Origin of the sequence: Pseudomonas fildesensis (assembly GCF_001050345.1) — a bacterium.
In the GTDB taxonomy this organism is placed as follows: Bacteria; Pseudomonadota; Gammaproteobacteria; order Pseudomonadales; family Pseudomonadaceae; genus Aquipseudomonas; species Aquipseudomonas fildesensis.
This window is the reverse complement of sequence record NZ_LFMW01000001.1, coordinates 600254-619357: the sequence shown is the minus strand read 5'-3', so window position 1 is coordinate 619357 and position 19104 is coordinate 600254. Positions and strand designations below refer to the sequence as shown.

The following is a 19104-nucleotide window of genomic DNA, read 5'->3' as shown; positions in this document are numbered from 1 at the left end:
CCTATGTCGCTAAATTTCCCGCTGTTGCTGGTCATCGCCGTTGCCGTTTGCGGTCTCCTGGCGTTGCTCGATCTGGTGTTCTTCGCCCCGCGTCGGCGGGCGGCTATCGCGTCCTATCAGGGCAGCGTCAGCCAGCCCGACGGCGTGGTAATCGAGAAGCTGAACAAAGAGCCTTTGCTGGTTGAATATGGCAAGTCGTTCTTCCCGGTGTTGTTCATCGTGCTGGTGCTGCGTTCGTTCCTGGTGGAGCCGTTTCAGATCCCTTCGGGGTCGATGAAACCTACCCTGGACGTGGGCGACTTCATCCTGGTGAACAAGTTTTCCTACGGGATCCGCCTGCCGGTGATCGACAAGAAGGTCATCGAGATCGGTGACCCGCAGCGCGGCGATGTGATGGTGTTCCGCTACCCGAGTGACCCGAACGTCAACTACATCAAGCGTGTAGTCGGCTTGCCGGGCGATGTGATCCGTTACACCAGCGACAAACGCCTGTTCGTCAATGGCGAATCGGTGGCGGAGAAACTGATCGGTGCCGAGCCAAACACCTTGGGCAGCGCCGAGCTGTACCAGGAAAAACTCGGTACGGTAGAGCACGAAATCCGCAAGGAAATGAGCCGCTACCGCGCGACGCCAGATGGCGAGTGGAAAGTGCCGGCCGGGCACTATTTCATGATGGGCGACAACCGTGACAACTCCAATGACAGCCGCTACTGGGATGATCCCAACATTCCCAAGGACCTGCTGGGCATGGTCCCCGACCAGAATATCGTCGGCAAGGCCTTTGCGGTCTGGATGAGCTGGCCGGAACCCAAACTCAGCCACCTGCCGAACTTCTCGCGGGTCGGGCTGATCAAGTAATACAAGCGGCGCTGTGATCACAGCGCCGAATGCTTTTCTGGGGTCTGGACAAATTCCGGCCTCATGCAGCACCAAACAGGATTTGAATTTGAACACTGCGTCAATTGTCGATGGCCGCCGGTGCCACCCACTAGATATGCATCAACTAGGTATGGATAAACCGTGACCGTTTCTCTGAGTCGTCTCGAAAGCCTGCTCGGCTACACCTTCAAGGATCAGGAGTTGATGATCCTTGCCCTCACACACCGCAGCTTTGCCGGGCGTAACAACGAACGCCTGGAATTCCTCGGGGATGCCATCCTCAATTTCGTCGCCGGTGAGGCGCTGTTCGAGCGTTTCCCGCTTGCTCGTGAAGGCCAGCTGTCGCGCTTGCGTGCCCGCCTGGTAAAAGGCGAGACCCTGGCCGTGCTGGCCCGTGGTTTTGGCCTGGGCGAGTACCTGCGCCTGGGTTCCGGTGAATTGAAGAGCGGCGGTTTCCGTCGCGAGTCGATCCTGGCCGATGCCCTTGAAGCGCTGATCGGTGCGATCTACCTCGATGCAGGCATGGAAGCGGCCAAGGCGCGTGTTACCGCCTGGCTGACTTCGGAAATCGAAAGCCTGACCCTGGTCGACACCAACAAAGATCCAAAGACCCGCCTGCAGGAATTCCTGCAGTCCCGTGGGTGCGAACTGCCACGCTACGAAGTGGTGGATATCCAGGGTGAGCCCCATTGCCGCGTATTTTTCGTGGAATGTGAAATCACCTTACTGAATGAAAAAAGCCGAGGTCAGGGTGTGAGCCGTCGTATTGCCGAACAGGTAGCGGCCGCTGCAGCACTGATTGCCCTGGGCGTGGAGAATGGCCATGACTGATTCAACCGCAACACGCTGTGGCTATGTTGCCATCGTCGGCCGTCCCAACGTGGGCAAGTCCACGCTGCTGAACCACATCCTTGGGCAGAAGCTCGCGATCACCTCGCGCAAGCCGCAGACCACCCGCCACAACATGCTGGGCATCAAGACCGAAGGCACCGTGCAAGCTGTCTACGTTGACACCCCAGGCATGCACAAAGGCGGCGAAAAAGCCCTCAACCGCTACATGAACAAGACTGCTTCGGCCGCGTTGAAAGACGTCGACGTGGTGATTTTCGTGGTTGACCGCACCAAGTGGACCGACGAAGACCAGATGGTCCTCGAGCGCGTGCAGTACGTCACCGGCCCGTTGATCGTCGCCCTGAACAAAACCGACCGTATCGAAGACAAAGCCGAGCTGATGCCACACCTGAGCTGGCTGCAGGAACAACTGCCGAACGCCCAGATCATGCCGATCTCGGCCCAGCACGGTCATAACCTCGAAGCCCTGGAGCGCGTGATCGCCGGCTACCTGCCGGAGAACGAGCACTTCTTCCCGGAAGACCAGATCACCGACCGCAGCAGCCGTTTCCTCGCCGCCGAACTGGTACGCGAGAAAATCATGCGCCAGATGGGCGCCGAGCTGCCGTACCAGATCACCGTCGAAATCGAAGAGTTCAAGCAGCAGGGCAAGACCTTGCACATTCACGCCTTGATCCTCGTTGAACGTGACGGCCAGAAGAAAATCATCATTGGCGACAAGGGCGAACGCATCAAGCGCATCGGCACCGAAGCGCGCAAGGACATGGAGTTGCTGTTCGACTCCAAGATCATGCTCAACCTGTGGGTGAAGGTGAAGGGTGGCTGGTCCGATGATGAGCGCGCGTTGCGCTCCCTGGGTTACGGCGACATGTAAGCAACCGCTTGATGGTTGGCGGGCTTGTTGTGGCGAGGGAGCTTGCTCCCGCTGGGCCGCAAAGCGGCCCCAAAAAGGCCACTGAGTTTTTAGATGTAGCTCGGTGGCAGGTATAGGGCTGCTTCGCAGCCCAGCAGGACCAAGCTCCCTCGCCACAAAAGCGGTCTTCTTTTTTTAGAGATTCCCCGTCTCATGTCCCAATCCCCGCCCCCCAGCCAACTCGCCTACGTCCTGCACAGCCGCGCCTACCGCGAGACCAGCGCCCTGGTCGACTTCCTCACGCCCCAAGGCCGCCTGCGTGCGGTATTGCGCAGCGCACGGGGTAAGGCGGGCACACTGGCGCGGCCGTTCGTGGCCCTGGATGTGGAGTTTCGTGGCAAGGGCGAATTGAAGAACGTCGGGCGCATGGAAAGCGTCGGCACCTCCGCCTGGCTCAACGGCGAGGCGCTGTTCAGCGGCCTCTACCTCAATGAACTGCTGATTCGCCTGCTGCCCGCCGAAGACCCGCACCCTGCGGTGTTCGATCACTACGCCGCCACCTTGTTGGCCCTGGCCGAAGGCCGCCCGCTGGAGCCGCTGTTGCGTGCCTTCGAATGGCGCCTGCTCGACGACCTTGGCTACGGCTTCGAACTGAGCAACGACGTGCACGGCGACCCCATCGCCGCCGATGGCATGTACCGCCTGCAAGTGGACGCCGGTCTTGAGCGCGTCTACCTGCTGCAACCGGGCCTGTTCCAGGGCACTGAGTTGCTGGCCATGAGCGAAGCCGACTGGACGGCCCCAGGCGCCTTGTCCGCCGCCAAGCGTCTGATGCGCCAGGCCCTCGCCGTGCACTTGGGCGGACGGCCGCTGGTCAGCCGCGAGTTGTTTCGAAAGCCCTGACGTCCCCGTGTATGCTGTGCACCGTTTCTTTCCCTTTTCAGGAGCGCTTCCGTGACCACCAGCAATCGCATTCTTCTTGGCGTCAACATCGACCACGTCGCTACCCTGCGCCAGGCCCGGGGCACCCGTTACCCTGACCCGGTCAAGGCCGCGCTGGACGCCGAAGAAGCAGGCGCCGACGGCATCACCGTGCATCTGCGTGAAGACCGCCGCCACATCCAGGAGCGCGACGTGCTGCTGCTCAAGGACGTGCTGCAAACCCGCATGAACTTCGAAATGGGCGTCACCGAAGAAATGATGGCGTTCGCCGAGCGCATCCGCCCGGCGCACATCTGCCTGGTCCCCGAGACCCGCCAGGAATTGACCACCGAAGGCGGCCTCGACGTGGCCGGCCAGGAAGCGCGGATCAAGGCGGCCGTGGAGCGCCTGTCGCAGATCGGCAGCGAAGTCTCGTTGTTTATCGACGCCGACGAGCGCCAGATCGAAGCCTCCCGCCGTGTCGGCGCGCCGGCCATCGAACTGCACACAGGCCGTTACGCCGATGCCACCACGCCAACCGAAGTCGCTGACGAACTGCAGCGCATCATCGACGGCGTTAACTGCGGCCTTAAAGAAGGCCTGATCGTCAACGCCGGCCACGGTCTGCACTACCACAACGTCGAAGCCGTGGCCGCGATCAAGGGCATCAACGAACTGAACATCGGCCATGCGCTGGTGGCTCACGCGCTGTTTGTCGGTTTCAAAGGCGCGGTCGCCGAAATGAAAGCGCTGATTCTGGCGGCTGCCAAGGCCTGAACCACCGACTGCGGCAATGCGAAGCCTTACTGTTTAGCCCTCGCGGGTGTATCGTATCTGCCCTTTGCGGGCCCCTGGCCTGCGGCAGATACGTGAGGTTGTTGTGTCCCGATCCTTTTCCCGTCGACAAATCCTGGGTGGTCTTGCAGGCCTGGCCGTAGTGGGCGTCGGTGCCGGTGGCGCCTACCGCTACTGGCTGGGGAAAGTCGCCGAGTCTGAGGCAGGTCACGATTACGAGTTGATCGCAGCGCCCTTGGACGTGGAGTTGGTGCCGGGGCACAAGACCCAAGCCTGGGCGTTCGGCCCGTCTGCGCCGGGCACCGAGTTGCGTGTGCGCCAGGGTGAGTGGCTGCGGGTGCGGTTTATCAACCACCTGCCGGTCGCGACCACCATCCACTGGCATGGCATCCGCCTGCCGCTGGAAATGGACGGCGTGCCCTACGTCTCGCAATTGCCGGTATTGCCCGGCGAATACTTCGACTACAAATTCCGTGTGCCGGACGCCGGCAGCTACTGGTATCACCCCCATGTGAACAGCAGCGAAGAACTCGGCCGTGGCCTGGTCGGCCCGCTGATCATCGAAGAGCGCGAACCCACCGGCTTCAAGCACGAACGCACCCTCAGCCTGAAAAGCTGGCACGTGGACGAAGAGGGTGCCTTTGTTGCCTTCAGCATTGCGCGTGAAGCGGCGCGTGGCGGGACCGCTGGGCGGCTGTCGACGATCAATGGTGTGTCCCAGGCGGTGATCGACTTGCCCGCTGGGCAGATCACCCGCGTGCGCCTGCTCAACCTCGACAACACCCTGACCTATCGCATCAACATTCCCGACGTCGAAGCGCAGATCTATGCGCTGGATGGCAACCCCGTCGAGCCGCGCCCCCTGGGCAAGGAATACTGGCTGGGCCCCGGCATGCGCATTTGCCTGGCGATCAAGGCACCGCCGGCGGGAGAGGAGCTGTCGATCCGCAACGGCCCTGTGCGCCTGGGTACGTTCCGTTCAGTCGCCAACACCGACACGCCCACCGAATGGCCGCCCGCGTTGCCCGCCAACCCGATCAGCGAGCCCGACCTGGCGAATGCCGAAAAACTCAACTTCAATTTCGAATGGGTCGGCTCAGTGTCGGTGGATGATGGCAAGCCACCGAGCCTGTGGCAGATCAACGGTAAGGCCTGGGACATCACCGACAAGACCTGCGCCGACCGCCCGATTGCCAGGCTCGAGAAAGGTAAAAGCTATATTTTCGAATTGAAGAACATGACCCAGTACCAGCACCCGATCCACCTGCACGGCATGAGCTTCAAGGTGATCGCCTCGAACCGCCACAAGGTGATCCCGTACTTCACCGACACCTACCTGCTGGGCAAGAACGAACGCGCCCGCGTGGCGCTGGTGGCGGATAACCCGGGGGTATGGATGTTCCACTGCCACGTGATAGACCACATGGAAACCGGCCTGATGGCCGCCATCGAGGTGGCGTGATGCGTCAGTTTCGCCCCACAGCGATCATCGACCGCAGCCGCGACCAGGATTTCATGCGCGAAGCCCTGACCCTGGCGGCCCAAGGCGCTGCGCTGGGCGAAGTGCCAGTGGGCGCGGTGCTGGTGCAGGACGGTGAAGTCATCGGCCGAGGCTTCAACTGCCCGATCAGCGGCAACGACCCCAGCGCCCATGCCGAAATGGTTGCAATCCGCGCCGCTGCGCAGGCGGTCAGTAACTACCGGTTACCCGGCAGTACGCTGTATGTAACGTTGGAGCCCTGCAGCATGTGCGCGGGCCTCATCGTGCATTCGCGTATTGCGCGGGTGGTGTACGGCGCGTTGGAGCCCAAGGCGGGGATTGTGCAGAGCCAGGGGCAGTTCTTTACCCAGGGTTTTCTCAACCATCGGGTGCTCTTTGAAGGCGGGGTGCTGGCCGAGGAATGCGGGACAGTCCTGAGCGAGTTCTTCAAGGCGCGAAGAGCCCGCTGATGATCGTTCCCATCTTGTGGCGAGGGCGCTTGCTCCCGCTGGAGTGCGCAGCGCTCCCAAGATTTTGGGCCGCTACGCAGCCCAGCGGGAGCAAGCTCCCTCGCCACAAAAGCAGTGATTATTTCCTGGCGATGATCACCGCACGCATTGGCGCTGGCAGCCCTTCAATTGTCTTGCTGTGATCATCCGGATCCAGGAAATCACTCAGCGACTGAAACTTCATCCACCCCGTCCCGCGCTGTTCCTCAACCGTGGTCACGCTCACATCCACACAACGCACGTCAGTGAACCCGGCCCGGCGCAGCCACAACATCAACGCCGGCACCGACGGCAGGAACCACACGTTACGCATCTGCGCATAACGGTCTTCCGGCACCAACACTTGCTGCTGATCACCCTCCACCACCAACGTTTCCAAGACCAGCTCGCCGCCTTTGACCAGGCAATCCTTCAACGCCAGCAAATGCTCGATCGGCGAACGGCGGTGATAGAACACGCCCATGGAAAACACCGTATCGAAGCCTTCCATGTTCGGTGGCAGGTCTTCAAACGGGAAGGGCAGGTGCCAGGCCTTCGGCGCTGACAGGTAACGCTGCACGGCCTGGAACTGGCAGAAGAACAACCAGTTTGGATCGACCCCAATCACGCTGTCGGCCCCCGCACCGAGCATGCGCCACATGTAGTAGCCGTTGCCGCAGCCGACATCGAGGATGCGTTTGCCCGTAAGGTTCAGATGCGGTGCAACACGCGACCACTTCCAGTCCGAACGCCATTCAGTATCCACATGCACGCCGAACAGGTTGAACGGGCCTTTGCGCCAAGGGCTCAAGCCCATCAACGCGGTGTGCATCTGTGCGCGGGTGGCGTCGTCGCAATCGGTGTCCAGCGTAAGGCCGTTCAACAAATCGACTTCACTGGGCATCACCGCAGGCAATGCATCCAGCGCACTCTGCCAGCGCTCCAGGTCGCCATGACCCTTTTCCATCTTGCTATCGAGTTGCGCTTGCAGGCCCTGGGCCCACACGGCCAAGGGAGTGCCGACCAAATGGCGGGCGAGGGGGGACAGATCAATCATGGCAAGGCAATCAACGAGGCAAAGTTAAGACACTGAAACCACGGCACGACTTTCGAGAACCCGGCCGCCAGCAGGCGTTCGCGGTGTTCTTCGAGGCTGTCGGGCTTCATGACGTTTTCGATGGCGCTGCGCTTCTGGGCGATTTCCAGTTCGCTGTAGCCGTTGGCGCGTTTAAACGCGACATGCAGGTCGGTGAGCAGCGCATGTTCTTCAAGGTCATTGAAGCGCAGCTTTTCCGAGAGGATCAACGCGCCGCCCGGCAGCAGCGACTGGCGGATGCGACCGAGCAACGCCAGGCGTTCATCCGGGGCGATAAATTGCAGGGTGAAGTTCAGCGCCACCACCGAGGCCGGCTGGAAACTCAGCGCGAGGATATCGCCCTCGATCACTTCAACCGGCAGCAGCTCCTGGAACATCGAGTCCTGGCCATTGAGGTATTCACGGCAGCGTTCGACCATTGCTGCCGAGTTATCCACAGCAATCACCCGGCAACCGTCGGTGCGTACGTGACGACGCAAGGCCTGGGTCACTGCGCCGAGGGACGAACCGAGGTCGTAGAGCACGCTGTCAGGCTGGGCAAACTGCGCCGCCAGCACCCCGAGGTTTTCGACGATGGTCGGGTAGCCGGGCACCGAGCGCTTGATCATGTCGGGGAACACCCGCACCACGTCCTCGTTAAAGGCGAAGTCCGGCACCTGGGGCAGGGGCTGGGCGAATAGGCGATCGGGTTCTTTGCTCACGGTTGTTCCGGCGACGAGGGGGAAAGGCCGGCATTTTAGCCAAGTTGTTCCTTGGATGCGCGGGTTGTCTGATGGAAAGCGGACGCCGTGATGCCCCACTGGCCGAGCCAATAGGTAGTGATCAACAAATACGGCGCCGCATCGAACGCCAGCACAAACCGATTGATGCCGATCAGCGTGTCGGAAAACACAAACGACACCGCGCCCGCTGCCGCCAGCCATGCCGAACGCTTCGGCACCTCACTGCCCAATCGGGCCAGTGCCCGCCAGAGCATGGAGCTGATCACCAGCGCGTAAACCACCACCGGAATCAGCAAGTCCCCGAGGCCGTGTGATATCAGGATGCTCAGCAGAACCGCCCCGACGCCCAACGCCAATAACAACGGCAATAGCGCGAAGTGGCGGCAGTCGCTGAAATAGGCCTTCAGGTACGCCAGGTGCGCAAACAGAAACGCACCGAGGCCAAAGATAAACAGGTCGCCCGGCCAGGCGAGCAGCACATCGCCCACCAGTGAAAAAATCAGGCCGAGGCTGATCCAGCGTCGATAGTCCGTAGGCGGCGCATCATGCAGCCAGCCCAGCAGCGCCAGTACCGGCAGCGGTTTGACCAGCAGGCACAGCAACGCCGCATGGGTGGCCAGGCCGTAGATAAAAGTGCCAGCGCCCATCAACGCAAGAATCAGCCATGGCATATCAGTTCACCGTAATGGCGCAGTCGAAGGTTTCAGCAGGTTCGGCTTCCGGTTCCCAGGGTTGCTGGGAGGTCAGGCGCAAACGGCCCTGGCCGGCGCTGAAGGCCTGGAAGCGCCAGGTGGACTGGCCGCCGCCACCGATCACGCCGGATTCTGTGCTGCTGTAGACCTCAGGACTCAGCGCGCGCAGCACGCCGCCGGCCGAATCCTGGATGGCCCAGCGATAGCCGGTGGTGGGATTGCTCGGCAGGGTAAGGATCAGGTTCTGCCCGGTTTTAAGCTGGAGCGGGCAGGTGCTCTGTTTTTCCACGGTGATGTTCTGCTTTGGCGCACTGGCGCAGGCGGCCAGCAGGGCAAGGCTCAGGGGGAGAAGCAGGCGGGCAGCGGTCATGGGGGCTCCGTTGAATCACGACGAAGGGCGAGCATAACCGAAGATGAGACGAGGTGTGACAAGAGGGCAGTGGTCGTTCTCTTGTGGCGAGCGGGCTTAATGTGGCGAGCGGGCTTGCCCCGCTTTGGGCTGCGTAGCAGCCCTGAAAACAAACACCGCGTTTTAACTGAAAAACGCGGTGCTCTTATTGGGGTGGCTTCGCCACCCAACGCGGGGCAAGCCCGCTCGCCACAGGGGACCGCTCAGGCACTAGAGATCTATCAGAAAAGCACCTTCGCCACGTCTGCAAAGCGCTTGGCAAAGTGCACGGTCATGCCTTCCTTCAGGTACTCCGGCAACTCCTCAAAACTGCCACGGTTCGGCTCCGGCAGGATCAGCTCGTGAATCTTCTGACGCCGCGCCGCAATTACTTTCTCACGCACCCCGCCAATCGGCAGCACATGCCCGGTCAACGTCAGCTCACCCGTCATTGCCACGCCTTTTTTCGGCGGCTGGTTACGTGCCAGCGACAGCAGGGCACTGGCCATGGTCACGCCGGCACTCGGGCCGTCCTTGGGTGTGGCGCCTTCCGGTACATGCAAGTGCACGAAAGCTTCGTCGAAGAACTTTGGATCACCGCCAAACGACTGCAGATTCGAGCTGATGTAGCTGTAGGCAATCTCGGCGGATTCCTTCATCACTTCACCCAACTGCCCGGTGAGCTTGAAACCGCGGTTGAGCGTGTGGATGCGCGTCGCTTCGATCGGCAAGGTCGCGCCGCCCATGCTGGTCCAGGCCAGGCCGGTGATCACACCGGTGCCGGACAGCACTTGCTCGTTGCGGAACACCGGCATCCCCAAGGAGCTTTCCAGGTCCTTGTTGCCGATCTTGATCACCGACTTCGGCTCATCCAGCAACTTGACCACCGCCTTGCGCACCAGTTTGCCCAGTTGTTTCTCCAACTGACGCACCCCGGCTTCGCGGGCGTAGCCGTCGATCAACGCGCGCAGGGCACCGTCGGTGATGCTCAGGCTGTCTTTCGACACGCCGGCTTTTGCCAGCTGTTTTGGCCACAGGTGGCGTTTGGCGATGGCGACTTTTTCTTCAGTGATGTAGCCCGACAGGCGAATCACTTCCATGCGGTCCAGCAACGGGCCGGGGATCGAGTCCAGGGTGTTGGCGGTGCACACGAACAGCACTTTCGACAGGTCCAGGCGCAGGTCCAGGTAGTGGTCGAGGAATTCGACGTTCTGCTCGGGGTCGAGGGTTTCCAGCAGTGCCGAGGCCGGGTCGCCCTGGTAGCTTTGGCCCATCTTGTCGATCTCGTCGAGCATGATCACCGGGTTCATCACTTCCACATCTTTCAACGCCTGCACCAGCTTGCCCGGCAGGGCGCCGATGTAGGTGCGGCGATGGCCCTTGATCTCGGCCTCGTCGCGCATGCCGCCGACGCTGAAACGGTAGAACGGCCGCCCGAGGGACTCGGCGATGGATTTGCCGACGCTGGTCTTGCCCACGCCCGGCGGGCCCACCAGCAGCACGATGGAGCCGGCGACTTCGCCTTTGTAAGCGCCCACGGCGAGGAATTCGAGGATGCGGCTCTTGATGTCGTCCAGGCCGGCGTGGTGTTTATCCAGCACCTTGCGCGCGTGTTTCAGGTCGAGTTTGTCTTCGCCGTACACGCCCCACGGTACCGAGGTGGCCCAGTCCAGGTAGTTGCGTGTCACCGCGTATTCCGGCGAGCCGGTTTCGAGGATCGACAGTTTGTTCAGTTCATCATCAATGCGTTTTTGCGCCTGGGTCGGCAGCACTTTGCCTTCCAGGCGCTGCTCGAACTGCTCGACATCCGCGCTGCGGTCGTCCTTGGTCAAACCCAGTTCTTGCTGGATGACCTTGAGTTGTTCCTTAAGAAAGAACTCGCGCTGATGCTCACCGATCTTGCGGTTCACCTCGGCGGAAATTTCCTTTTGCAGGCGCGCGACTTCAACTTCCTTGCGCAGCATCGGCAGCACTTTTTCCATGCGCTTGAGCATGGGCACGCAATCCAGCACTTCCTGCAACTCGTTACCGGTGGCCGAGGTGAGTGCGGCGGCGAAGTCGGTCAGTGGCGACGGGTCGTTGGGGCTGAAGCGGTTGAGGTAGTTCTTCAACTCTTCGCTGTACAGCGGGTTGAGCGGCAGCAGTTCCTTGATCGCATTGATCAGCGCCATGCCGTAGGCCTTGACCTCGTCGGTCGGCTCGGTGGGCTGGTGCGGGTATTCGACTTCCACCAGGTATGGCGGGCGGTGATGCTTGAGCCAGGTTTTGATCCGCACGCGCGTCAGGCCCTGGGCGACGAATTGCAGCTTGCCGTTCTCGCGGCTGGCGTGGTGCACCTTCACCAGGGTGCCGTACAGCGGCAGGGCAGAGGTGTCGAAGTGGCGCGGATCTTCCGGCGGGGTGTCCATGAAAAACAGGGCGAGGGAGTGATGGTCGGATTTGCTTACCAGCTCCAGGGTTTCGGCCCACGGTTCTTCATTGACGATCACCGGCAGCACTTGCGCCGGGAAGAACGGCCGATTATGGATCGGGATGATATAGACCTTGTCCGGCAGGTTTTGCCCAGGCAGCGCCAGGCCGGTGTTGGATGAGGCTTCGTGTTCAGCGTTTTCGGGGTCGGCGTAATCGTTGAGGTCGATATCGGGGAATTCTTGCTGGTCGCTCATGGGGCACCTGCATAAGGAAGTATGCAGGTTAGATGGGGCAGGGCCGCGGTGGTTTCAATGGCGGCGTGTAGTTAGCAACAAATTGCATGACATTAGCCACATCTGTGATCGTTCCCACGCTCTGCGTGGGAATGCATCCTGTGACGCTCAGCGTCACGACCTTCAACTGATTTTGTGGAGGTAGGCGGGGAGGGGTTGTTCGGGGAGCACCGACAACACCTTCAACCGCTGCAACATCCGCTGCCGTGCCCGCTGCAAATGCTCGCGCAGGTTCAGCGCCGCAGCGTCGAACGCCCCGTGCAGCAGCAACTCCAGAATCAATCGGTGCTCGGCCAGCATCGCCGGATCCGCCCCAATTCCCAACAACCGGTAGAAAATCCGGCTGATGATCATCGGGCTCTGCCCCTGGCGAATCAGCGCCGCGATCTTGCGGTTCTGCAGGCCGGCCAGGCAGCGCTGGTGCAAATCCTCTTCAATCTGCTCGATGGCTTCCAGGCTGCACTGGGGGCTGTCCTGGGCGTCCAGCACGCGCTGCAACATGGCTTCGAGCAGCTCGCGGTCGAGGTTGGGCGCGCTCTGGCGCAGGGCTTCGGGTTCGAGGCAGGCGCGCAGTTCGTAGTCTTCAGTGACTTCCCGCGCGGTCAGCGGCCCGGCCAGCCATTGGGAGTAGGGCTCCTTTTCAACCAGGCCACGGTCGCGCAGGCGCATCAGCGCTTCACGTACCACCGCGCGGCTGACGCCGTAGTGGTCGGCGGCGGCCTGTTCATCCAGGCGGTAATGGCCGAAGGCGATGCAGGTGGACAGCGCCGCGCCGATTTCCTCGACGATTCGCTCGCCCAGCGGCCGGGTGTCGACCAGCTCAGCTTCACCGTTGAGGCCCAGTTGCGTATGGCTCAGGTGCAGGCGCAGCGGCTCCATCTCCAGGCCTTCGGGATTGATCAGGTAACCCCGGCCATTGAAGCGGCAGATCAGGCCTTCGGCATGCAGCAGGTCCAGCGCCTTGCGCACCGGCACGCGGCTGGTGCCGAACAGTTCGGCCAGGGGCGCTTCCAGCAGGACCAGCCCGTGGCGCGCAGTGCCGTTGACGATCGCGTCACGCAACACCTGGTGAATCATCGCGTAACGGGAGGCCGAGGCGGAGACTGCTTTCATCACTTCCTCTAAGGTAAAGAGTTCTGAGGTATGTAGGACGGTGGCCGGGGATTCTCTCATAGATGCGCCTGTCACTCTGCGCCACGTAGGCGGCACTTTTTTGGGGCCTTGAATGTAGGAATGTTACTTTTCTGCACCAAAATGTACTTATTAATAAAAGATACATTATTTCATTGAGGTCCCTCTGCAGCGGCCAGGCAAAATTTTTTTCCATGGATCAAATCCATCTATCCCGCAGCTCTGGCCGAAAAACCGAGACCGGGTGAAAACACTCGCACAGAGACTGGCACGAAAGCTGCCTTTATAAAATGTACATTTTATTAATATGTACATTTTGTGAGGGTCATCTTGATGTCAGACGCCACTTCAATGGCCGAGGATTTCGCCAGCGGTCGTAGCGACCCGGTGCAAGCCCTCGAACAGACGCTCGACCAAGCGCGCCAGTCGACGAGCGTCTTCATCTCCCTGTCGGCCGAACGCGCCCGCCGCGAGGCCGAAGCCGCCGCCGCTCGTTGGCGCGCCGGCCAGCCCTTGAGTGTGTTCGACGGCGTGCCGCTGGCCTGGAAAGATTTGTTCGACGTGGCCGGCAGCATCACTACCGCCGGCGCCGCCTATCGGCGCAATGCGCCCGCCGCCTTGCTCGATGCGCCAAGTGTGGGCCTGTTGTGCCGCGCCGGAATGGTCAGCGTCGGCAAAACCAACCTCAGCGAACTGGCCTATTCCGGCCTGGGACTGAACCCGCATTTCGGCACGCCGCACAACCCTCACGGTAGCGACCAGCCCCGCATTCCGGGTGGTTCGTCGTCCGGGTCGGCGGTGGCCGTTGCTGCCGGTTTCGTGCCCATCGCCATGGGCACCGACACCGCCGGTTCGATCCGCATCCCCGCCGCGCTCAACGGCCTGGTGGGCTACCGCAGCAGCAGCCGACGCTACAGCCGCGACGGCGTTTTCCCGCTGGCGCACACCCTCGACAGCCTCGGCCCGCTGACCCGCAGCGTGCGCGACGCGCTGGCCATCGACGACCTGCTCAATGGCCGCACGCAACTCCACACCGCCCGCAGCCTGAAGGGCCAGCATTTCGTGCTTGAGCAAGGCGCACTGGACGACATTGAGCCTGCGGTACGCAACAACCTGCTGCGCGCCGTCGAGCGACTGAAGGCGGCGGGCGCGCTGATCGATGTGCGCCCGTCTGCAACCTTCCAGGCCACCCTGGACCTGATCAAGCACCAAGGCTGGCTCGGTTCCTTCGAAGCCTTCGCCCTGCACCAAGCCCTGCTCGACAGCCCCGACGCCGAACAACTCGACCCCCGCGTGCGCCGCCGCCTCGAAGCCGCGCGTGCGCTGCCGGCCAGCCAGCTGATCGCCCTGACCGATGCGCGCCGCCGCCTGCAACAGCAACTGGTGGCCGAACTGGATGGCGCGATTCTCATCACCCCCACCGTCGCCCATGTCGCACCGGCCCTGGCACCGCTGGAAGCCGACGACGACCTGTTCGTCAACACCAACCTCGCCACCCTGCGCCTGACCATGCCCGGCAGTTTGCTGGACATGCCCGGCGTCAGCTTGCCCAGCGGTCGCGACGCCCTGGGCTTGCCTACCGGCCTGCTGCTCAGCGCCCCCAGTGGCGAAGACGCACGCCTGCTCAGGGCCGCCCTGTCGGTCGAAACAGCACTCAACTTTTAAGGAGACACACCATGGCTAAAGACATTCTCTGTGCATTTGGCGTCGACGTTGACGCCGTCGCCGGCTGGCTCGGTTCCTACGGCGGCGAAGACTCGCCCGACGACATCTCGCGGGGCCTGTTCGCCGGTGAAATCGGCGCGCCACGTTTGCTCAAGCTGTTCGAACGCTACGGCCTGCGCACCACCTGGTTCATCCCCGGCCACTCGATGGAAACCTTTCCCGAGCAGATGAAGGCCGTGGCCGACGCCGGTCACGAAATCGGCGTGCATGGCTACAGCCACGAGAACCCGATCGCGATGACGGCCGAGCAGGAAGAAATCGTCCTCGATAAATCCATCGAGCTGATCACCCAGGTCACCGGAAAACGCCCCACCGGCTACGTCGCGCCGTGGTGGGAGTTCAGCAAAGTCACCAACGAACTGCTGCTGAAAAAAGGCATCAAGTACGACCACAGCCTGATGCACAACGACTTCCACCCGTACTACGTACGCAAGGGCGACACCTGGACCAAGATCGATTACAGCCAGCACCCCGACACCTGGATGAAACCCCTGGTGCGCGGCGAAGAAACCGACCTGGTGGAGATCCCGGCCAACTGGTACCTCGACGACCTGCCACCGATGATGTTCATCAAGAAAGCCCCTAACAGCCACGGCTTCGTCAACCCGCGTCACCTCGAAGAAATGTGGCGCGACCAGTTCGACTGGGTCTACCGCGAACACGAACACGCCGTGTTCACCATGACCATCCACCCCGACGTGTCCGGCCGCCCGCAAGTGCTGCTGATGCTTGAGCGCCTGATCGAACACATCCAGGGCCATGCCGGCGTGCGCTTCGTCACCTTCGACGAAATCGCCGACGACTTTATCCGCCGCCAACCGCGTACCTGAGCCCTTTGCTACTGCCAGTCCGTTAAGAGATAGAGCGGGTAACCCGTCACCTGTGGCGAGGGAGCTTGCTCCCGTTCGACAGGGAAGCTGGAGCTAGCTTTTTGGGGCGGCTTCGCCACCCAGCGAGAGCAAGCTCCCTCGCCACAGGTACAGGTTCACTCTTAGCCAATCGGCATTTGCCCCCAACCCACCGAGGCGCGATTTATGTCCATCTACAACAAGCTTGACCTGACTGGCTGGAAACCCCGGCAACTGACGTCGAAGGAAGTGCGCTTCGCCACCTGGATCGCGTTTTTCGCCTGGGTGTTTGCGGTGTACGACTTCATCCTCTTCGGCACGTTGTTGCCGGAGATCGGCCGGCACTTTGGCTGGGGTGAAGTGGAGCAAGCTGAAATCGCGACGTGGGTGGCGGTGGGTACCGCCGTGGTCGCCCTGGCCATCGGCCCGATAGTCGACAAACTGGGGCGCCGCAAAGGGATTATTTTCACCGTGGCCGGTTCCGCACTCTGCTCGGCGCTGACCGCGATTGGCGGAGCGTGGGGCAAATCGCCGCTGATTCTGATCCGTTCGCTGGGCGGCCTGGGCTATGCCGAGGAAACCGTCAATGCCACGTATCTGAGCGAACTGTACGCGGCCTCGGAAGACCCGAAACTGGCCAAGCGTCGCGGTTTTATCTACAGCCTGGTACAGGGCGGCTGGCCGGTCGGTGCATTGATCGCCGCCGGTTTGACCGCACTGCTGCTGCCCGTCATTGGCTGGCAGGGTTGCTTCATTTTCGCGGCGATCCCGGCGGTGGTGATCGCGATCATGGCGCGCAAGCTCAAGGAGAGCCCGCAGTTCCAGATCCATGAGCGCATCAGCCAACTGCGTAAAAGCGGCGCGGTGACCGAAGCGCAAAACGTCGCCGTGACCTATGGCGTCGACTACGACGAACACAGCAAGGCCGGCCTCAAGGCTGCCTTCCGTGGCCCGGCACGCCGCGCCACCCTGGTGATCGGCGCCGCGCTGTTGCTCAACTGGGCAGCGATTCAAGTGTTCAGCGTATTGGGTACGTCGGTGATCGTCAGCGTGCACCACATCTCGTTCGAGAACTCGCTGATCATCCTCGTGCTGTCGAACCTGGTGGGCTACTGCGGCTACCTGACCCACGGCTGGATGGGCGACAAGATCGGCCGTCGCAACGTGATCGGCCTGGGCTGGATGCTCGGCGGCCTGGCGTTTGCCGGAATGCTGTTTGGCCCGAGCAACATGGCGATGGTGGTCGGGCTGTACAGCCTGGGCTTGTTCTTCCTGATCGGGCCTTACTCGGCCGCGCTGTTCTTCATCAGCGAAAGTTTCCCCACCAGCATCCGCGCCACTGGCGGCGCGATCATCCATGCGATGGGCCCGATTGGCGCAGTCGTCGCAGGGTTTGGCGCCACTCAAGTGTTGTCCGCCGGCAGCGACTGGCAGACCGCCGCCCTGTGGTTCGGCGCTGTGCCGTGCTTTTTGTCCGGTGTGCTGATGTTTGCCGCCCGCCACGTGCGTCCGGAAACCGTTCAGTAAGGAGTGTTTTGATGAGCCGTAAAGTTGCCTTGATTACCGGTGCCGCCAGCGGCATCGGCCAAGCCCTCGCCGTGGCCTATGCGCGTAGCGGCGTGGCGGTGGTGGGCGGGTATTACCCGGCCGATCCCCATGACCCGACGTCCACCGTGTCTCTGGTGGAAGAAGCCGGCGGCGAGTGCCTGATGCTGCCGCTGGACGTGGGCGACACCGCCTCGGTAGACGCGTTGGCGGCGCAAGCGGTGCAGCATTTTGGTCGCCTCGATTATGCGGTGGCCAATGCCGGTTTGCTGCGTCGGGCACCGCTGCTGGAGATGACTGATGAACTGTGGAACGAGATGCTTAATGTCGACCTGACGGGGGTGATGCGCACCTTCCGCGCGGCGACTCGGCATATGAACGAAGGCGGCGCGCTGGTGGCGATTTCGTCGATTGCCGGCGGCGTGTATGGCTGGCAGGAGCACAGCCATTACGCGGCGGCCAAGGCCGGTGTGCCGGGGTTGTGCCGTTCGCTGGCAGTGGAATTGGCGCCGTTGGGGATTCGTTGCAATGCGGTGATTCCGGGGTTGATCGAGACGCCGCAATCGCTGGATGCGAAGAATTCGCTGGGGCCTGAGGGCTTGGCCAAAGCGGCGCGGGCGATTCCGCTGGGGCGGGTAGGGCGCGCGGATGAAGTGGCGTCGCTGGTGCAGTTTCTGACCAGTGATGCGTCGAGTTACCTGACCGGCCAAAGCATCGTGATCGACGGTGGTTTAACCGTGCGCTGGCCTGACTGATGAGTGGGAGGGGGCTTGCTCCCGATAGTGGTGTTTCAGTCACAGTTGTTTTATCGGAACCAGCGCTATCGGGAGCAAGCCCCCTCCCACATGTTGACCGGTGTTTTCCCTGGAGTTTTTGCATGAACCAACTCACTAACCGCCGCGCCGTCATCACCGGCGCGGGCAGCGGCATCGGTGCCGCCATCGCCCGTGCCTACGCGGTCGAAGGCGCACGCCTGCTGCTGGCCGATCGCAATGCCGCCAGCCTCGCCGAGACTGCGATCACCTGTCGCAACCTCGGCGCTGAAGTCGTCGAATGCGTGGCCGATGTCGGCACCGTCGAAGGCGCCCAGGCCAGTGTCGACCGTTGCGTCGAACACTTCGGCGGTATCGATATTCTGGTCAACAACGCCGGCATGCTCACCCAGGCGCGCTGCGTCGACCTGAGCATCGAGATGTGGAACGACATGCTGCGCGTCGACCTCACCAGCGTGTTCGTCGCCAGCCAGCGCGCCCTGCCGCATATGCTCGCGCAACGCTGGGGGCGGATCATCAACGTGGCCTCGCAACTGGGCATCAAGGGCGGCGCCGAACTGACCCACTACGCCGCTGCCAAGGCCGGGGTGATCGGTTTCACCAAGTCCCTCGCGCTGGAAGTGGCCAAGGACAATGTGCTGGTCAACGCCATCGCACCGGGCCCGATTGAAACACCGTTGGTGGGCGGCATCAGCGACGACTGGAAACGCGCCAAGGCCGCCGAACTGCCCTTGGGTCGCTTTGGCCTGGCAGACGAAGTCGCGCCCACCGCCGTGCTGCTGGCCAGCGAGCCGGGCGGCAATCTGTTTGTTGGCCAGACCCTGGGCCCGAACTCCGGCGACGTCATGCCATGAGTGAGGTGTAGCCATGTGCGGACTCTGCGGCTTGCTCGGTGAAGACCTGCACTGGAGCGATCCCCTGGGCGATGAATTGCCCCGGCGCCGCGAACGCCTGCGCCGGATTGCGGCGATCAATCAGGTGCTGGCGGTGTTCCGGCTCAAGGTCGAAGATTTTCAGGGCGCTTCTTATCTGCTGTTGGGCGCTACCGGAAAACAGGCGTTGGCGAGCGGCCTGGATCACCTCTGGCAGGCCGCCGAAACCATGCTCGGCCGCCCGCTGGATCCCCTCGACCCCCAACTGCTCGACCACCTGGAAACCCCTGCGTAAACACAAACCCCTGTGGCGAGGGAGCTTGCTCCCGTTGGGCTGCG

At 62.1% G+C, this 19104-nt stretch carries 19 protein-coding genes; 13 read left to right on the top strand and 6 right to left on the bottom strand.

Features of this window, described 5'->3' with window-relative positions:
- The first annotated feature begins 3 nt into the window (after positions 1 to 3).
- The 7 genes from lepB (at position 4) to tadA (ending at position 6250) form a co-directional block, all read left to right on the top strand.
- Positions 4 to 858: a signal peptidase I gene (gene lepB, locus ACR52_RS02970; protein ID WP_048720317.1), complete on the top strand. Its 855-nt coding sequence runs from the start codon at positions 4 to 6 to the stop codon at positions 856 to 858.
- 162 nt (positions 859 to 1020) lie between these two features.
- Entirely contained in the window at positions 1021 to 1710 is a 690-nt protein-coding gene (gene rnc, locus ACR52_RS02965) for a ribonuclease III (RefSeq protein ID WP_048720315.1), read from the top strand.
- Complete coding sequence (gene era / locus ACR52_RS02960; RefSeq protein ID WP_048720313.1) at positions 1703 to 2605, top strand: GTPase Era; 903 nt, start codon at positions 1703 to 1705, stop codon at positions 2603 to 2605. Before rnc ends, era begins: the two co-directional genes overlap by 8 nt.
- Positions 2606 to 2797: 192 nt before the next feature.
- Positions 2798 to 3487, top strand: a complete 690-nt coding sequence (gene recO / locus ACR52_RS02955; RefSeq protein WP_048720312.1) for a DNA repair protein RecO — start codon at positions 2798 to 2800, stop codon at positions 3485 to 3487.
- Positions 3488 to 3538: 51 nt separating this feature from the next.
- Positions 3539 to 4282: a pyridoxine 5'-phosphate synthase gene (pdxJ, locus tag ACR52_RS02950; protein WP_048720311.1), complete on the top strand. Its 744-nt coding sequence runs from the start codon at positions 3539 to 3541 to the stop codon at positions 4280 to 4282.
- Between the two features lie 103 nt (positions 4283 to 4385).
- On the top strand, positions 4386 to 5762 hold the full coding sequence (locus ACR52_RS02945; protein ID WP_048720310.1) for a multicopper oxidase family protein: 1377 nt from the start codon (positions 4386 to 4388) through the stop codon (positions 5760 to 5762).
- Positions 5762 to 6250 carry a tRNA adenosine(34) deaminase TadA gene (gene tadA / locus ACR52_RS02940; protein WP_048720308.1) on the top strand — a complete coding sequence of 163 codons (489 nt, stop codon included), beginning with the start codon at positions 5762 to 5764 and terminating at the stop codon, positions 6248 to 6250. The genes ACR52_RS02945 and tadA overlap by 1 nt, the downstream gene beginning before the upstream one ends.
- 118 nt (positions 6251 to 6368) lie before the next feature.
- Here the strand turns inward: tadA and cmoB are convergent, their stop codons facing one another.
- The 6 genes from cmoB to ACR52_RS02910 all read right to left on the bottom strand — a co-directional run bounded on the left by cmoB (position 6369) and on the right by ACR52_RS02910 (position 12984).
- A complete protein-coding gene (gene cmoB / locus ACR52_RS02935) occupies positions 6369 to 7325 on the bottom strand; it encodes a tRNA 5-methoxyuridine(34)/uridine 5-oxyacetic acid(34) synthase CmoB (RefSeq protein ID WP_048720307.1) in 957 nt (318 codons plus the stop codon).
- Complete coding sequence (gene cmoA / locus ACR52_RS02930; RefSeq protein WP_048720305.1) at positions 7322 to 8065, bottom strand: carboxy-S-adenosyl-L-methionine synthase CmoA; 744 nt, start codon at positions 8063 to 8065, stop codon at positions 7322 to 7324. The genes cmoB and cmoA overlap by 4 nt, the downstream gene beginning before the upstream one ends.
- Before the next feature lie 35 nt (positions 8066 to 8100).
- Complete coding sequence (locus tag ACR52_RS02925) at positions 8101 to 8757, bottom strand: lysoplasmalogenase (protein WP_048720301.1); 657 nt, start codon at positions 8755 to 8757, stop codon at positions 8101 to 8103.
- A 1-nt stretch (position 8758) separates the two neighbouring features.
- Positions 8759 to 9148 (bottom strand): protease inhibitor I42 family protein, encoded by a 390-nt coding sequence (locus ACR52_RS02920; RefSeq protein WP_048720298.1) that lies wholly within the window; start codon positions 9146 to 9148, stop codon positions 8759 to 8761.
- A 260-nt stretch (positions 9149 to 9408) separates the two neighbouring features.
- The gene (lon, locus tag ACR52_RS02915; RefSeq protein WP_048720296.1) at positions 9409 to 11832 is read right to left on the bottom strand and encodes an endopeptidase La; all 2424 of its coding nucleotides are present in this window, start codon (positions 11830 to 11832) and stop codon (positions 9409 to 9411) included.
- A gap of 162 nt (positions 11833 to 11994) precedes the next feature.
- On the bottom strand, positions 11995 to 12984 hold the full coding sequence (locus tag ACR52_RS02910; RefSeq protein WP_048720294.1) for a GntR family transcriptional regulator: 990 nt from the start codon (positions 12982 to 12984) through the stop codon (positions 11995 to 11997).
- Between the two features lie 351 nt (positions 12985 to 13335).
- Here ACR52_RS02910 and ACR52_RS02905 point away from each other — a divergent pair, with 351 nt between their 5' ends.
- The 6 genes from ACR52_RS02905 to ACR52_RS02880 all read left to right on the top strand — a co-directional run bounded on the left by ACR52_RS02905 (position 13336) and on the right by ACR52_RS02880 (position 19060).
- Entirely contained in the window at positions 13336 to 14667 is a 1332-nt protein-coding gene (locus tag ACR52_RS02905; RefSeq protein ID WP_048720292.1) for an amidase, read from the top strand.
- A gap of 11 nt (positions 14668 to 14678) precedes the next feature.
- The gene (locus ACR52_RS02900) at positions 14679 to 15557 is read left to right on the top strand and encodes a polysaccharide deacetylase family protein (RefSeq protein ID WP_048720291.1); all 879 of its coding nucleotides are present in this window, start codon (positions 14679 to 14681) and stop codon (positions 15555 to 15557) included.
- Between the two features lie 204 nt (positions 15558 to 15761).
- Entirely contained in the window at positions 15762 to 17102 is a 1341-nt protein-coding gene (locus ACR52_RS02895) for an MFS transporter (RefSeq protein WP_048720289.1), read from the top strand.
- A gap of 11 nt (positions 17103 to 17113) precedes the next feature.
- Positions 17114 to 17875 (top strand): SDR family NAD(P)-dependent oxidoreductase, encoded by a 762-nt coding sequence (locus tag ACR52_RS02890; protein ID WP_048720288.1) that lies wholly within the window; start codon positions 17114 to 17116, stop codon positions 17873 to 17875.
- A gap of 122 nt (positions 17876 to 17997) precedes the next feature.
- Positions 17998 to 18747: an SDR family NAD(P)-dependent oxidoreductase gene (locus tag ACR52_RS02885; RefSeq protein ID WP_048720286.1), complete on the top strand. Its 750-nt coding sequence runs from the start codon at positions 17998 to 18000 to the stop codon at positions 18745 to 18747.
- A 13-nt stretch (positions 18748 to 18760) separates the two neighbouring features.
- Positions 18761 to 19060, top strand: coding sequence for a hypothetical protein (locus tag ACR52_RS02880; protein WP_048720284.1), 300 nt, complete (start codon positions 18761 to 18763; stop codon positions 19058 to 19060).
- Positions 19061 to 19104: the final 44 nt, after the last annotated feature.

Excerpts from the sequence above, each read along its gene's own strand:
- tadA (WP_048720308.1), top strand. The coding sequence starts at position 5,762 with ATGCGTCAGTTTCGCCCCACAGCGATCATCGACCGCAGCCGCGACCAG.
- ACR52_RS02890 (WP_048720288.1), top strand. The coding sequence starts at position 17,114 with ATGAGCCGTAAAGTTGCCTTGATTACCGGTGCCGCCAGCGGCATCGGC.
- lepB (WP_048720317.1), top strand. The coding sequence starts at position 4 with ATGTCGCTAAATTTCCCGCTGTTGCTGGTCATCGCCGTTGCCGTTTGC.
- cmoB (WP_048720307.1), bottom strand. The coding sequence starts at position 7,325 with ATGATTGATCTGTCCCCCCTCGCCCGCCATTTGGTCGGCACTCCCTTG.
- recO (WP_048720312.1), top strand. The coding sequence starts at position 2,798 with ATGTCCCAATCCCCGCCCCCCAGCCAACTCGCCTACGTCCTGCACAGC.
- ACR52_RS02925 (WP_048720301.1), bottom strand. The coding sequence starts at position 8,757 with ATGCCATGGCTGATTCTTGCGTTGATGGGCGCTGGCACTTTTATCTAC.
- ACR52_RS02920 (WP_048720298.1), bottom strand. The coding sequence starts at position 9,148 with ATGACCGCTGCCCGCCTGCTTCTCCCCCTGAGCCTTGCCCTGCTGGCC.
- ACR52_RS02905 (WP_048720292.1), top strand. The coding sequence starts at position 13,336 with ATGTCAGACGCCACTTCAATGGCCGAGGATTTCGCCAGCGGTCGTAGC.
- ACR52_RS02895 (WP_048720289.1), top strand. The coding sequence starts at position 15,762 with ATGTCCATCTACAACAAGCTTGACCTGACTGGCTGGAAACCCCGGCAA.
- lon (WP_048720296.1), bottom strand. The coding sequence starts at position 11,832 with ATGAGCGACCAGCAAGAATTCCCCGATATCGACCTCAACGATTACGCC.
- ACR52_RS02900 (WP_048720291.1), top strand. The coding sequence starts at position 14,679 with ATGGCTAAAGACATTCTCTGTGCATTTGGCGTCGACGTTGACGCCGTC.
- era (WP_048720313.1), top strand. The coding sequence starts at position 1,703 with ATGACTGATTCAACCGCAACACGCTGTGGCTATGTTGCCATCGTCGGC.
- ACR52_RS02880 (WP_048720284.1), top strand. The coding sequence starts at position 18,761 with ATGTGCGGACTCTGCGGCTTGCTCGGTGAAGACCTGCACTGGAGCGAT.
- ACR52_RS02910 (WP_048720294.1), bottom strand. The coding sequence starts at position 12,984 with ATGAAAGCAGTCTCCGCCTCGGCCTCCCGTTACGCGATGATTCACCAG.
- ACR52_RS02885 (WP_048720286.1), top strand. The coding sequence starts at position 17,998 with ATGAACCAACTCACTAACCGCCGCGCCGTCATCACCGGCGCGGGCAGC.